5 protein-coding genes are annotated in these 14,607 nt (G+C 67.7%); 4 read left to right on the top strand and 1 reads right to left on the bottom strand.

Annotated features, from left to right (window positions below; genetic code table 11):
• The first annotated feature begins 112 nt into the window (after positions 1 to 112).
• Genes ACWBU6_RS18690 through recD form a run of 4 tightly spaced genes read left to right on the top strand, consistent with a single transcriptional unit; the run spans position 113 to position 12,277 of the window.
• The gene (locus ACWBU6_RS18690) at positions 113 to 3,232 is read left to right on the top strand and encodes a CHASE domain-containing protein (protein ID WP_452644899.1); all 3,120 of its coding nucleotides are present in this window, start codon (positions 113 to 115) and stop codon (positions 3,230 to 3,232) included.
• 47 nt (positions 3,233 to 3,279) lie between these two features.
• Positions 3,280 to 6,678, top strand: a complete 3,399-nt coding sequence (gene recC, locus ACWBU6_RS18685; protein ID WP_452644898.1) for an exodeoxyribonuclease V subunit gamma — start codon at positions 3,280 to 3,282, stop codon at positions 6,676 to 6,678.
• Complete coding sequence (gene recB / locus ACWBU6_RS18680; RefSeq protein WP_452644897.1) at positions 6,675 to 10,307, top strand: exodeoxyribonuclease V subunit beta; 3,633 nt, start codon at positions 6,675 to 6,677, stop codon at positions 10,305 to 10,307. The genes recC and recB overlap by 4 nt, the downstream gene beginning before the upstream one ends.
• On the top strand, positions 10,304 to 12,277 hold the full coding sequence (gene recD / locus ACWBU6_RS18675; protein WP_452644896.1) for an exodeoxyribonuclease V subunit alpha: 1,974 nt from the start codon (positions 10,304 to 10,306) through the stop codon (positions 12,275 to 12,277). Before recB ends, recD begins: the two co-directional genes overlap by 4 nt.
• Here recD and ACWBU6_RS18670 read toward each other — a convergent pair.
• Entirely contained in the window at positions 12,257 to 14,587 is a 2,331-nt protein-coding gene (locus ACWBU6_RS18670; protein ID WP_452644895.1) for a histidine kinase dimerization/phospho-acceptor domain-containing protein, read from the bottom strand. The genes recD and ACWBU6_RS18670 overlap by 21 nt on opposite strands.
• Positions 14,588 to 14,607 lie beyond the last annotated feature (20 nt).

The raw sequence follows: 14,607 nt of genomic DNA, 5'->3' as shown, positions 1-14,607 counted from the left end.
ATGCCGGTAAGATATGGAATCCATTTTTCATGATGAGCCCTCCTGTCGTGCTTTGGACCGGGGCGTGATGAATTGGTTCCGTTCAGGCCTGCTTTAATAGTATGCTGCTCAAATGCAAGACTTTTCTCAATGGATGAGGCGTAAGCTGCGCAGCCTGGCCAGCGGGCGGGCACTGCTATGGTTCCTCGGCCTGTCGCTGGCCTCGGCCGTGGGCGCCGCCTTGTTTGCCACCACGTCCAACACGGTGGAGGACGAGGCCCAACTGCGCTTTGATAACCTGAACCGCGCCACGCAGTACAGCATCTCGGCCCGCGTCAAGTCCTATTCGGATGTTGTGCGCGGCCTGGTCGCGCTGTTCCAGACCGCCGATCATGTCACCCGGCTGCAATTCCGGCAGTACGTAACGACCCTGAATGTCGGCAAACATTTTCCGGCGATTGAAGCGATCAATTTTGCGCCGAACGTGCCGCACGAGCAGCGCGAAGCCTTTGTTGCCGCGGTGCGCGCCGATACCAGCCTGGCGCCGGGCGGCTATCCCAAGTTCGACATCAAGCCGCCGGGCAGGCGCGAAAACTATGCGCCCCTGACTTACCTCGAGCCGATGGGCTTGATGATGGAAAAGTTCGGCGTCGATATCACGGCCAACCCCAATATCGACCGGGCCATGGCGCTGTCGCGCGATACCGGCGAGATCAGCGCCTCTGGCCAGCCGGTCTTGCTCAAGCAGCCGGTGCCGCATATTGGCCTGGGTATGCGCTTGCCCGTCTACAAACGCGGCATGCCGGTGGATGACGTGAGCAGCCGCCGCGCCAACTTCATTGGTTCGGTGGGCATCGGTTTTTCGGTGTCCAAGCTGATCCAGGGCGCGATCGACGAGATGGCCGACCGCCAAGTGCATATGATCCTGTACTCGGATGCCTCGACCGATCCGGAAAAGCGCAGCCTGACCATCGAGCCGGACGACCGCTTGCTGTTCAACGATAACGGTTCGATCGATAAGCCGGCCGCGCTGCCGGGCAAGCCGCAGGACTATTTCATTTCGGTACTGCCCATCGATTTCAACGGCAGCCTGTGGAAAGCCCAGTTCTACGCCCGCAAGGATGCGATGATCGTGGGCTTCGACCGCTGGATTCCCTACCTGGCGCTGGTGACCGGCTTTGTCGGCACACTGCTGATCTACGGCTACCTCTTCACCATGTATTCGCAGCGCCGCAACGCGCTGGAGCAGCGCCGCCTGCTCGACAGCGTGCTCGATAACGTCGAGGCGCATGTCTACATGAAGGACCAGAACCGCCGTTACGTCTACGTCAACGCGAAGATGGCGGAGGTGATCGGCCTGCCGGTGGAAGACATCATCGGCCGCCTGGACGTGGAAGTGATGCATAAGCGCGAGGCCGATGCCGCCTGGGTCGAGGATGGCGTGGTGCTGGCCGACCGCCAAAAGCGTTCGGGCGAAGCGAGCTACACCGACCGCCACGGGGTGGTGCATCACCTGTGGACGGTGAAGGCGCCGGTGCACCTGGAGAAGGATGTGACGGTGGTAATCGCGCTGTCGACCGATGTGACCGAACTGCACATGCTGAAAGAGCAGGCGCGCGCCGCGAACCAGGCCAAGAGCGATTTCCTGTCCAATATGAGCCACGAAATCCGCACGCCGATGAATTCCGTGATCGGCATGGCGCACCTGGCGCTGAAAGGCGCCACCCATCCGAAGCAGAAGGATTACCTGCAGAAGATCTACCATTCCGGCCAGCACCTGCTGGGCATCATCAACGACATCCTCGATTTCTCCAAGATCGAGGCGGGCAAGCTGGACCTGGAGGTGCTGGACTTTGCATTGGAGTCGCTGCTGACCAATATCTCCGGGCAACTGGGCGATGCGGCCAACCGCAAGGGCCTGGAGCTGGTGTTCGAAATCTGGCCGGGCCTGTCGCACCAGTTGCGCGGCGACCCGTTGCGGCTGGAGCAGGTGCTGCTGAACTTCACCAGCAATGCGATCAAGTTCTCCGAAAACAGCAAGATCTATATCCGCGCGCGCCCGGTCGAGGACCGCGACAACTATACCGTGGTGCGTTTCGAGGTGCAGGACAACGGCATCGGCATGACGCCGGCGCAGGTGTCGAACCTGTTCCAGTCCTTCCACCAGGGCGATACGTCGACCACCCGCAAGTATGGCGGTACCGGCCTTGGCCTGGTGATCAGCAAGCAGCTGGCCGAGCTGATGGGCGGCACGGTCGGGGTGGAGAGCGAGCCGGGCAAGGGCTCGACCTTCTGGTTCACCGCCAAGCTGCAAAAGAGCACCCACCTGCTGCAGGCCGCCGACACCAACGCGCTGCAGCCGGACATGCTGGCGCCGATCCACGGCGCTTCCATCCTGCTGGTGGAAGACAATATCTTCAGCCAGCAGGTGGGCCAGGAGCTGCTGGAAGATGCCGGCGCCACGGTGGTGGTGGCCAACAACGGCAAGGAGGCCATCGACCTGCTGATGAAGGAGCACTTCGACTGCGTGCTGATGGACGTGCAGATGCCGGTGATGGACGGCTACGAAGCGACGCGCATCATCCGCGCCCATCCGAAACTGTCCGGCACCCTGATCATCGCCATGACGGCCAACGCCGGCCGCGAAGACCAGGCGCGCTGCCTGGCCGCCGGCATGGATGAATTCGTGACCAAGCCGATAGCGCCTAACCTGCTGTTCTCGGTGCTGTCCAAGTGGATGAGCCAGCGCGCCGCGGAAGGCCGCATGGCGCAGGTGCGCAGCACCACCACGCCGGGCCAGCCGCAGCCTGCATCCGCACCTGCACCTGCACCTGCACCTGCGCCCATGCCGGCGCCGGCGGCCGGGCCGGAGGAGGAAGCGGATGCGGCCGCCGGCGCCGAGTCCGAGCTGTTCGACATGCGGGCGCTGGCCCAGACGTTCGGCAACAAGCCTGAAAAGATGCGCAAGTACGCCAATATGTTCCTCGATTCGGCGCAGGACGGCTTGCGTGAAGTGCAGCAAGCGCTGGAGGCGGGCGACATCGTGCGCCTGTCTGAGCTTGGGCACCGCATCAAGTCTTCGGCGCGGGCGGTGGGCGCCATGAGTTTTGCGGACCTGTGCCTGGCGCTGGAAAAAATGACAGCGGCCGACGGCATCGACCGCGCGCGTGCCATCGTCAACCAGATGCAGCCTTTGCTGGACCGCCTGCGCGAGCATATTGCGCAGGAGATGAACGTCAATATTCCCGGATAGCCGCTTTGCGGCGATAATGGCGATCTACGCTATTTCGCTGCTTTTACATGGCCCTAAGCATCCAACCCGGACTCCTGATCTTGCACGGCAACCAGCTCGAAGAGTTGCGCAGCGCCGTGTTCCAGTGGTTGCGCGGCCATCCGCTGGCGCCGCTGGAGCAGGAAATCTTCCTGGTGCAGTCAAATGGCGTGGCGGAATGGCTGAAGATCGCGCTGGCCGAGGAGACTGGCCTGTGCGGCGCCACCCGCGTTGCCCTGCCGGCGCGGCTGTTGTGGGAAATCTACCGGGGCATGCTCGGGCATGCGCGCGTGCCGCCGGTATCAGCCTTTGACGAGGGGCCGCTGACCTGGCGCCTGATGCGCCTGCTGCCGCAATTGCTGGCACAGGAGGCCTTTGCGCCGCTGCGCCATTTCCTGGGCGACGGCGATCCGGAGCGGCGCCTGCAGCTGGCCGAGCGCCTGGCCGACTTGTTCGACCAGTACCAGGTCTACCGCGCCGACTGGCTGGAGGACTGGGCCGCCGGCCGCGACCAGCTGCGCAATGCGCGCGGCCAGGCAATGCCGCTGGCGCCTCAGCAGTGCTGGCAAGCCGAATTGTGGCGTGCCGTCGCGGCCAGCGTGCCGCAAGAGGAGCGCGGCCTGGGCCGCGCCAGCGTGCACGCTGCCTTTGTGGAGGCGGTGCAACGCGGGGACACGCCACTGGGGCGCCTGCCGCGCCGGATCGTGCTGTTTGGCGTGTCGGCGCTGCCGTACCAGACCTTGCAGGCCATGGCCTCGCTGGCGCGTTTCACCCAGGTGGTGATCGCGGTGCCCAACCCATGCCGCTATTACTGGGGCGACATCATCGAGGGACGCGAGCTGCTGCGCGCGACGCGCCACCGCCACGCGGCGCGCAAGGAGGTCGACCTGTCGGCCGTGCCGCTGGAAGCGCTGCATGCGCACAGCCATCCGCTGCTGGCGAGCTGGGGCCGCCAGGGACGCGACTACATCCGCATGCTGGACGAATTCGACACAGCCGCCGACCTGGAAGGGCGCGACGACAAGCTGCGCGTCGACCTGTTCGGCGACGAAGAGGGCGACACCCTGCTGGCGCAGGTACAGGCCGCCGTGCGCGACATGTTGCCGCTGGCCGAGCATCCGCAGGTGCCGCCCGACGATGGCGACCGTTCGATCGAATTCCATGTGGCGCACAGCGTGCAGCGGGAGGTCGAAATCCTGCACGACCAGTTGCTGGCCATGTTCGCCGCCGATCCCTCGCTGCGCCCGCGCGACGTCGTGGTGATGGTGCCCGATATCGATGTCTTCACCGCCTCGATCCGCGCCGTGTTCGGCCAGCACCGGCGCCACGACCCGCGCTTCATTCCGCACGAAATCGGCGATGTCAACGACCGCAGCGTCAATCCCCTGCTGGTGGCGCTGGAATGGCTGCTGCGCCTGCCGCAGCAGCGTTGCCGCCAAAGCGAGGTGCGCGACCTGCTGGACGTTCCGTCCCTGGCGCGCCGTTTCGGCCTGGCCGAAGACGACTTGCCCACCCTGGGCCAGTGGATCGAAGGCGCCGGCGTGCGCTGGGGCCTCGATGCAGGGCACCGCGCCGGCCTTGGCCTGGCGCCGGCCGGCGAGCAGAACGCCTGGATGTTCGGCGTGCGGCGCATGCTGCTCGGTTATGCCGCCGGCAATGGCGGCGCCTTTGTCGGCATCGAACCGTATTCGGAGGTAGGGGGCCTCGATGCCGCCCTGGCCGGCTCGCTGGCGCAACTGATCGAAGCCTTGCTGGATTGGCGCGAACGCCTGGGTGCGGCGCGCCGTCCCGCCGATTGGGCCGAGCAGGCGCGCCTGCTGCTGACGGGCTTCTTCAGCGACCGCGACGAGGCCGACCGCCTGACGCTGGCGCGCCTGGACGACGCGCTGGACAAATGGCTCGCCACCTGCGAAGACGCCGGTTTTGACGAGGAAGTGCCGCTGGCCACCTTGCGCGAAGCCTGGATGGGCGGCCTTGACGAACCGTCGCTGGAGCACCAGTTCGTGTCGGGCGGCGTCACCTTCTGCACCCTGATGCCGATGCGCGCCGTGCCGTTTCGCGTGGTCTGCCTGCTGGGCATGAACGATGGCGATTTCCCGCGCCGCGCCAGCCGCGCCGACTTTGACCTGCTGGCCTTGCCCGGCATGGCGCGTCCCGGCGACCGCTCGCGCCGCGACGACGACCGCTACCTGATGCTGGAAGCCGTGTTGGCAGCGCGCGACAAGCTGTACGTGAGCTGGGTAGGGCGTAATGTGCGCGACAACAGCGAGCAGCCGCCATCGGTACTGGTGGCGCAGTTGCGCGATTACCTGCAGGCCGGCTGGAACCTCGATCTTGCCGCGCGCACCACGCTGCATGCGCTGCAGCCCTTCAGCCGCGCCTACTTCGAGCGCGGCGGCTTGCTGACCTTTGCCGGTGAATGGCGCGCGGCGCATGACGCCGCCGGCGCCGGCGCCAGCGCCGCCGCATTGCTGCCATATGAGGTGGAAGAGAGCTTCCGGCTGCGGCTGTCCACGCTGGCGGCCTTCCTGCGCCAGCCGGTGCGGCATTTCTTCCGCCAGCGCCTGGGCGTCTACTTTGCCGAATCGGCGGCGGTGGGCGAGGACGAAGAGCCGTTCCAGCTCGATGGCCTGCAACGCTACGCGCTCGAAGACGCGATGCTGGCCGATGGCGGCGAACTGGAGGCGCCGGACGAGGTCCGTACCAGCCTGCAGGAACGCGGCCAGCGCTTGCGGCGCCAGGGCGTATTGCCGATCGGCCTGATCGGCGACCATGTGCTTGATGAACTGGTGGAAGAACTGGTGCCGGTGCGGACCGCCTGGCTTTCCCTGCGCGGCACTTACCGGGAGGCCGCACCCAAGCTGGCGATCCACCTGGAACTGGACGGGCTGGTACTGGAGGACTGGATCGACCAGTTGCACCGCGCCCATGGCGCCACGGTGTGGCTGATGCAAATGTCTTCCCGCGTGTGCGACAAAGCGGGAGCGCCGCGCGGCGAAAAGCTGATCCCGATGTGGCTGCGCCAGCTCGCTGCGGCCGCGCAGGGCCAGCCGGTCACCGGCTTGCTGGTGGCGCGCGATGCGATCGTCATCATGGAACCGCTCGATCCGCAGGCGGCGCTGGCAGCGCTCGGCCGCATCGCCGAACTGTGGAAAGCGGGCATGGACCGGCCTTTGCCTGCGGCCTGCAAGACCGGGCTCGCGCTGGTGATGGGCGGCGACCCGCGCGGCGTCTATGACGGCGGCTTTGAGCTGTCCGGCGAAAACGACGACCCATGCCTGGCCCGCTTGTGGCCGGACTTTGCAGCCCTGGCGAATGAACCCGACTTTGCCGACGCCAGCCATGCGTTGTACCAGCCGCTGGCGCGCTGGCTGGCGCAATCCGTGGCGGTGCAGCCGATCGAAGGCGACGCTGGAGGCGATGAATGAGCATCGCACTGAACCCGCTCGAATTCCCGCTGCATGGCTCCCGGCTGATCGAGGCCAGCGCCGGCACCGGCAAGACCTGGACCATCGCCGCCCTGTATGTGCGGCTGGTGCTTGGCCACGGCGGCGGGCACGCCTATCGCCGGCCGCTGATGCCGAACGAGATCCTGGTAATGACCTTCACCCGCGCAGCCACGCGCGAACTGTCCAACCGGGTGCGGGAGCGGCTGGTGGAGGCGGCGGCGTACTTCCGTGCCGAGGAGGCGTCGGCGCCTGACGCTTACCTGGACGCGCTGCTGGAGGAGCTGCCCGACCCGGCTGCGCGCCGGCAAGCGGCCTATCGCCTGCAGCTGGCCGCCGAAACGATGGACGAGGCGGCAATTTTCACCATCGACGCATGGTGCCAGCGCATGCTGCGCGAGCACGCTTTCGACAGCGGCAACCTGTTCGATGAGGAATTGCTCAGCGACGAGGCGGCGCTGTACGAAGATGCCGTGCACGACTACTGGCGCCAGCAGGTGTACCCGCTGGGCGAGCAGGCGCTGCGCGTGCTGCTTGCCGCTTGCCGCAACGTAGCGGCGCTTGGCCGCAGCGTGCGCGAGCTCGCGCGCCGGCCCGGGGCAGCCGGACTGGCCGGCCGCGAGCCCTTGGGCGCCATGATCGGCCGGGTGCAAGGCGAGCAGCAAGACGCACTGGCGCGCCTCAAGCAAGGCTGGGCCGAGCGCGCCCTGCGCATGGAAGGCTGGATCGCGGCGCAGCGCGAGCTCAATCCGAAGTGCTTCAACGGCACCAAGCTGCGTGCCGATACGCTGGCCAAATGGTTTGCGGCCCTGCGCGACTGGGCCAACGATCCCGAACTGGCCGAACCGGACATGAATGCCACGCCGTGGTTCCGCCTGACCCCGGCCGGCATGGCCGACGCCTGCGCCAAGGGCTTCGCGCCCGACATTCCGGCCGACTTTGAAGCGATAGCGCCGCTGCGGCGCGCGCTGGATGCCATCGAGCCGCTGCGCCACCATGTCTTGCGCCACGCCGCTGCAACGATTGCCGCCCGCATGGAAGAACTGAAACGCCAGCAGCGCCTGTTCGGCTTTGCCGACATGCTGGAGCGCCTGCGCAGCGCCCTGGAAGGACCCAATGGCACGGCGCTGCGCCAGCGCATCGTCACGCAGTTCCCGGTGGCGATGGTGGATGAATTCCAGGATACCGCGCCAAGCCAGTACCGCATCTTCGACCTGCTGTACCAGGTGGCCGCCAACGATGCGGAACTTGGCCTGTTCCTGATCGGCGACCCGAAGCAGTCGATTTACGGCTTTCGCGGTGCCGATATCCACAGCTACCTCGATGCGCGGCACGCCACCGAAGGCCGCCACTACCAGCTTGGCACCAATTACCGCTCCACGGCGCAGGTCGTGGCCGCGGTCAACCAGGTCTTCCTGCATGCGGAAGGGGTGGCCGGGCAGGGCGGCTTCGCACGCGGTGCTTTCCGCTTTCGCACCGAACAGGGCAATCCGCTGCCGTTTGACGCGGTGGGTGCGCGCGGCCGCGCAGAACGGCTGGTTGGCCCGGACGGCGAGATCCAGGCCCTGACGGCCGGCTGCACGCTGGAGCAGCTGGGCGCCGACGCCTACCGCGAGTATTTCGCGGAGCAGTGCGCCGAGCATATCGCCGGCCTGCTCAACGACGTGGCGACAGGTTTCCGCGACGATGCCCGCTTCCGGCGCCTGCAGCCGGCCGATATTGCCATCCTGGTGCGCGACCGCCGCGAGGCGGCCGCCGTGCGCAGCGCACTGCAGCGCCGCCTGGTGCCAAGCGTCTACCTGTCGGACCAGGATTCCGTGCTGTCCAGCGACGAGGCGGCGGACGTGCTGCGCTGGCTGTCGGCGGTGGCCAATCCGCTCGATGGCCAGCTGGCGCGCACGGCTTTTGCCACCCGCACGGCCAACCTGCCGCTGGCTGAACTGGCTCGGTTCTCGGCCGACGAACTGGCCTGGGAAAGCCGCGTCGAACAGCTCAAGGAACTGCACCTGGTATGGCAGCGCCAGGGCGTGCTGGCCATGCTGCGCCGCTTCATCCACGACCTTGGGCTGCCGGCGCAATTGCTGGCGCGGCCGGGCGGTGAGCGCAGCCTGACCAACCTGCTGCACCTGGCCGAACTGCTGCAGCAGGCCAGCCGCCAGCTGGAGGGGGAGCAAGCCCTGATCCGCTGGCTGGCGGAGCAGATTGCCGAGGAGACGGACGGCGGCGACGAGCGCGTGCTGCGCCTGGAATCGGACGCGGAGCTGGTCAAGGTGGTCACCGTGCACAAGTCCAAGGGGCTGGAATACCCGCTGGTCTACCTGCCATTCGCCGTTACGGTGCGCAAGGTCGACAAGCGCAACCGCACTTTTTTCGAGTACACCGATGCCAACGGCGAGCGCCGCCTCGACATGCGGCTGTCCGACGAGGGCCAGGAGGCTGCCGAAGCCGCCCGTATCGAGGAAGACCTGCGCCTGCTGTACGTGGCGCTGACGCGGGCAAGGCATTTCCTGTGGCTTGGCGTGGCGGCACTGCCGGCGCGCAAGAAGGACGAGAACACCCTGCACGATTCGGCCCTGGGTTACCTGTTGACGGGCGGCGAACCGCTGCCCTCCGGCCGGTTGATCGAAAGCTGGCAGCAACTGCGCGCCGGCTGCGATGCCATTGCCATCTCCCTGCTGCAGCCCTCGGTGCCGGTGACGCGGCTGGCGCGCGCGGTGCAGCGTCCGCCGCTGGAAGCGCCGCTGGCTTACCAGGCGCATTTTGAACGCGACTGGACGGTCGGCAGCTTTACTTCGCTGGCAAGGCGCAGCGGCAGCGAGCCGCTGCCTGCGCCCATGCACGCCGCGCAGGAAACCCTGCTCGAAGGCGAGGCGGAGGGCGCTGCGCTGCGCATGGAAGACACGGCCTGGCACCGCTTCCCGCGCGGCTCCGTGCCCGGCAACTTCCTGCACGACCAGCTCGAAGGGCTGGCGCGCGACGGTTTCGCCGCGATCCACCAGGAACATTTTGCGGAACGCGCGGCGCGCCAGATCAAGCGTGCCGGCTGGGGCCATCGCGAGGCCGACACCCTTGAATGGCTGCGGGTGATTGCCACCACCGTGCTGCCGCCGCTGGGCAGCGCGCTGGACGCCATCGGCCAGCTGCTGCCCGAGATGGAGTTCTGGTTTCCCAGCGAACGCCTGGATACGGGGCAGCTGGACCGGCTGTGCCGCCAGTTCCTGCTGGACGGCGTCGCGCGCCCCGCCTTGCCGCAGCGGCAATTGCACGGCATGCTGAAAGGCTTCTGCGACCTGGTGTTCGAGCACCAGGGACGCTACTGGGTACTGGACTATAAATCGAATGCGCTCGGCGGCGGCGACGCGGCGTACCACAAGGCAGCGCTGGCGCACGGCATGGCCGCGCACCGCTACGACGTGCAGGGGGCGATCTACATGCTGGCACTGCATCGCTTGCTGCGTACCCGCCTGGGCGATGGCTACGACCCCGTCGCGCAGCTGGGCGGCGCCATCTTCTATTTCCTGCGCGGCGTCGGCAATGAGCAGACCCGCGGCTGTTACCTGCTGCCGCCGGATATGGAACTGTTAGATGGACTGGACGGGCTTTGCCAATGAGTTTTTACGATCATACCGAGATGCTGGCCGAAGGCGGCATGCTGCGCCGCCTGGGGCCGGTATTTGCCCGCTTCGTGGCCTCGCTGGCGCCGCAGGGCAGCCCGGCAGCCGGGGCGCCGCTGGCCTTGGCCTGCCTGCTGCTGTCCGAGCTCGAAGGCCGCGGCCACAGTTGCCTGCAACTGTCGGCGCTGGCTGGCGATCCCTCGGCCATGCTGGGCTGGGGCGAGGAAGACTGGCAAAGCCTGTGCGCGGAAGCGGGCGAGTTGCCGCACGGCCTGCCGGCCTGGCATGCGTTCCTGCAAGCCTGCCCGCAAGTGCTGTCCTGGCCCGGCGGCATCGACCGCGGCCAGCCGCTGGTGCTGGCCGGCGGCAGGCTGTACCTGCGCCGCTACTGGTCGGACGAAAATACCGTGGCCGACGCCGTGCGCGCGCGCACCGGCTCGGAAAAATGGGGACGTACCCCATTTTCCGCGGAAAATGGGGTACGTCCCCATTTTTCCGAGCCGGCGCTGGTGCGCGGCTGGCTGGACCGGCTATTTACGCATGCGACACGCGAGGGCGGGGCGGATTGGCAGAAGATCGCTTGTGCTGTCGCCACGCGCGGCGGTCTGGCGGTCATTACCGGCGGCCCGGGCACCGGCAAGACCTATACGGTGGCGCGCTTGCTGGCATTGCTGTTTGCGGTGGAAGGCGGGAACGCCGGCCAGTTGCGCGTGGCGCTGGCCGCGCCTACCGGCAAGGCGGCCGCGCGCCTGAAGCAGGCCATCGATGGCGCCCTGGAAGACCTGGAGCAAAGCCTGGCAGGCGCACTGCCGCTGCGCGAACTGGCGCAGCGCATGGGCGGCGCCCGCACCCTGCATTCGCTGCTTGGCGCGCGCCCGGACACGCGCGCATTCCGCCACAATGCCGGCAACCCGCTCGACGTCGACGTGCTGATCGTCGACGAAGCTTCGATGGTGCACCTTGAAATGATGGCAGCCCTGCTCGATGCCTTGCCGGAAGGTGCGCGGCTGATCCTGCTGGGGGACAAGGACCAGCTGGCATCGGTGGAAGCGGGGTCGGTGCTGGGCGACTTGTGCCACGACGCGCAGGCCGGCGGCTACAGCGCCGCCACGGCGGCCTTTGTGGCGGCGGCGACCGGCCAGGCCATTCCGCCGGAATTCCTCGGCAATGCCGGCGCGCTGGCCCAGCAAACCGTCATGCTGCGCCAGAGCCGCCGTTTTGGCGGTCCGATCGGCCAACTGGCCATCGCCGTCAACAACGGCGATGCCGAAGCTGCGCGCGCGGTGCTGCGCTCGGACAGCGCGGGACAGCTGCACTGGAACGAAGCGGCGCAGCAGGAAGACATGCTGCGCCTGGCGGCCGAGGGTTACCGGCCTTTCCTGGAGATGGTCGGGCAAGGCGCCGGCACTGCCGGCCATGACGCCTGGGCCGCCGGCGTGCTGCAGGCCTTCGAGGGCTTCCGCCTGCTGTGCGCCGTGCGCGAGGGCGAATGGGGCGTCTCTGGCCTGAACGAGGGCATCGCGCAGCGCCTTGAAGAACAGGGCCTGCTGAAGCGGCGCGGCGACTGGTATGTGGGCCGTCCGGTGATGGTCACGCGTAACGACTACGCCACGGGCGTGTACAACGGCGATATCGGCCTGGTGCTGCCCGATCCGGCGCGCGCCGGTTCCTTGCGCGTGTATTTCTCGGACGGGGGGCAGGTGCGCAGCGTGCTGGCCACCCGCCTGCGCAATGTCGAAACGGCATTTGCCATGACGGTGCACAAGTCGCAGGGGTCGGAGTTCAGCCACACGGTGCTGGTGCTGCCGCGCGAAGCGTCGAGCGTGCTGGCGCGTGAGCTGGTCTACACTGGCATCACGCGCGCGCGCCAACGCTTTACGCTGCTGACGCCGAATCCGGGCGTGCTGCCGGACGCCATCCGGCGCCGTACGGAGCGCACCAGCGGCTTACGCAGCCTGCTCGCCTGATGCATCGGCCGCTTGCAGGTCGGCGTGGATCGCCTGCAGTACCGCATCCAGGGCCGGTGCAAGCAAGGCCAGTTCGGCGCCTGCATCGGCGCCGGCGCGCAGGGCGTTGAACACGCCTGCGGCGCCCTGGCGCAAGCCTTCCATGCCCAGCTGGGCCGACGCTCCTGCCAGCGCGTGCGCCATGCGCTGCGCCCGTTGGCGGTCGCCCAGCGCCAACGCATCGCCAATGGCCACATGCAGCGCGGCCTGGCCTTGCAGGAACTGGCCCAGCATCTTGCGCAGCTGCGCGCGGTTGCCGTGCTGGCGCGCCAGCGCCCCCGCCATGTCGGCGCCCAGTGCGGACAGGGCGGGGAAGGCCGCTTGCGCTGCCGCCTGCGCTTCCGCGCCAGCGATGGCGCCCGGCAGCGCATGGCGGAACAGGGCGGTGAAGACGAAGCGGTTGCCTTCGGCCGGGTCGCTCTCGAGCAGCAGGTGGCCACCCATCATGGCAGCCAGCTGGCGTGCCACCGACAGGCCCAGGCCTGCCGCCGAATCGCCGGGCCCGGCCGGCTCGTAGAGCTGGACGGCCGCGTCACGCGCCGCGCCGGTGTCGCGTACTTCCCAGCGCAACACGGCGCCGTCCTCGCCGCCGGCACCTTCGCGCCGCAGCAGCAGCTGCACCTTGCCCCGTTCCGTGAACCTGACCGAATGCGCCAGCAGGTGCTGCAACAGCTGCTGCAGCCGCGCGGCGTCGCCCACCACCTCCTCGCACAGCCCGGCCTCCACCGTGCATTCGAGCAACAGGCCCTTGGCCTGCGCTGCCGCCTGCCATTCGGCGCAAGCCTGTTCGGCCGCGTGGCGCGCGCTGAACACGCATTGCTCCATGTGGAAGCTGCCTGCCTCGATGCGCGAGAAGTCGAGGATGTCGTTGAACATGGCCATCAGGCTGGCGGCAGCACCGTCAACCTGCTCAAGATAGCTGCGCTGGCGCGCATCGAGCGGCCCGCGTAAGGCCAGCTCGGTCAGGCCGATGATGGCGTTGAGCGGAGTACGGATCTCGTGCCCCATATTGGCCAGGAAAGCGCCCTTGCTGCGCTTGGCATGCTCCGCCGCCTCGTGCGCCGCCGCAATGGCGCGCTCGGCCTGGCGCAGTTCGGTGACGTCGATGCCGAAGCTGAGCAAGGCGATTTCGCCTTCTTCCAGCGCGCTGTGGTGCCAGGCGATGCGGCGCTCGTCGCCCGACGCGGTATGCAGCAGGTGTTCATGGCCGGCCGGCATGGCGCGGAACTGCTCCGGGTGTCCGCCTTCCGGCCATTGCGAAACGGCCGACATGGGCAGCAGCGGCAGGTCGCGCCACACGCGTCCCAGTACGCTTGCCCGGCTGCAGCCGGTGATCCGGGCCGCGGTTTCATTGAAGATCAAGACCTCGCCCTCATGGCCAAGCCCCAGCACCAGCATGTCGGCGCTGTTCAGCAGGCGGTCCAGCAGTTGCCGCGCGCAGCGCAGCTTGCGCTCGGACTCGCCGCGCGCGCCTGCCGCCGCGGCAAGGCTCTCCTGCAGCGCATGCAGCGAAGAGAGCAGCTCGCCCGCTTCATCGCGGCAGGGCGGCGGGGCAGGCGACGTCAGCTCGCCGCTGCGTACGCGCTGCGCCAGTGTCAGGGCCTGCGCCAAAGGCCGCGTAATGCTGCGGCTGACCAGCCATGCCATGGCAATGGCCAGCAGCATCGAGCCGGCCAGGATCGCCAGCAGCAGCGCACTGTCGGCGCGGATGCGGTCGGCCGCCTCGCCCTCGGTGAAGCGCGCGCGGCTTGCCGCCTGGCTGACCAGGTTGTCCAGCACCTGCCGGTGCAGGTCGTAATGGCGCTGCATCTTGGCCAGCGCATGCTCGGCGCGCGGCCGGTCGCCCAGTTCCAGCGCGGGCACCAGCTGGCCGAAGCCTTCCCGGTAAAAGGCGGTCGCCTGCATGTTTGCCTGCCTGAGCGACTGCGCCAGGCTGTGGTCGAGGGGGCGGCCCTGCCAGTAATGGACGCGTGCGATCTGCTGCGCATGCAGGGTGCGCAGGCGCTGCGCCAGCTGTTCGCGCTCGACCTGGCTGCCGGCAGCGGCCAATTGCTGCGCGACGAGGAAGGATTCGATGATGTACAGCGGCGGCGGCAGCACGTCCGCAATCAAGTCCTTGCCCTGGATGAGCTCTGCATACAGCGGACCATTGACGCGCAAGGCGTCCAGGGTGCGGAATGACCAGAACCCGTACAGCAGGAAGCCGCCGGCGAAGATCCCCACGAGGATTGCCAGGCGGCGCGCGAAGCGCAGGTTGCGCAGCAGGTCCATGGTGCCTCTCGGCAGTGAAC

Source organism: Pseudoduganella sp. HUAS MS19 (assembly GCF_053615455.1).
Note: the sequence above shows the minus strand (reverse complement) of the source record. Positions and strands in the feature narration are given on the sequence as shown.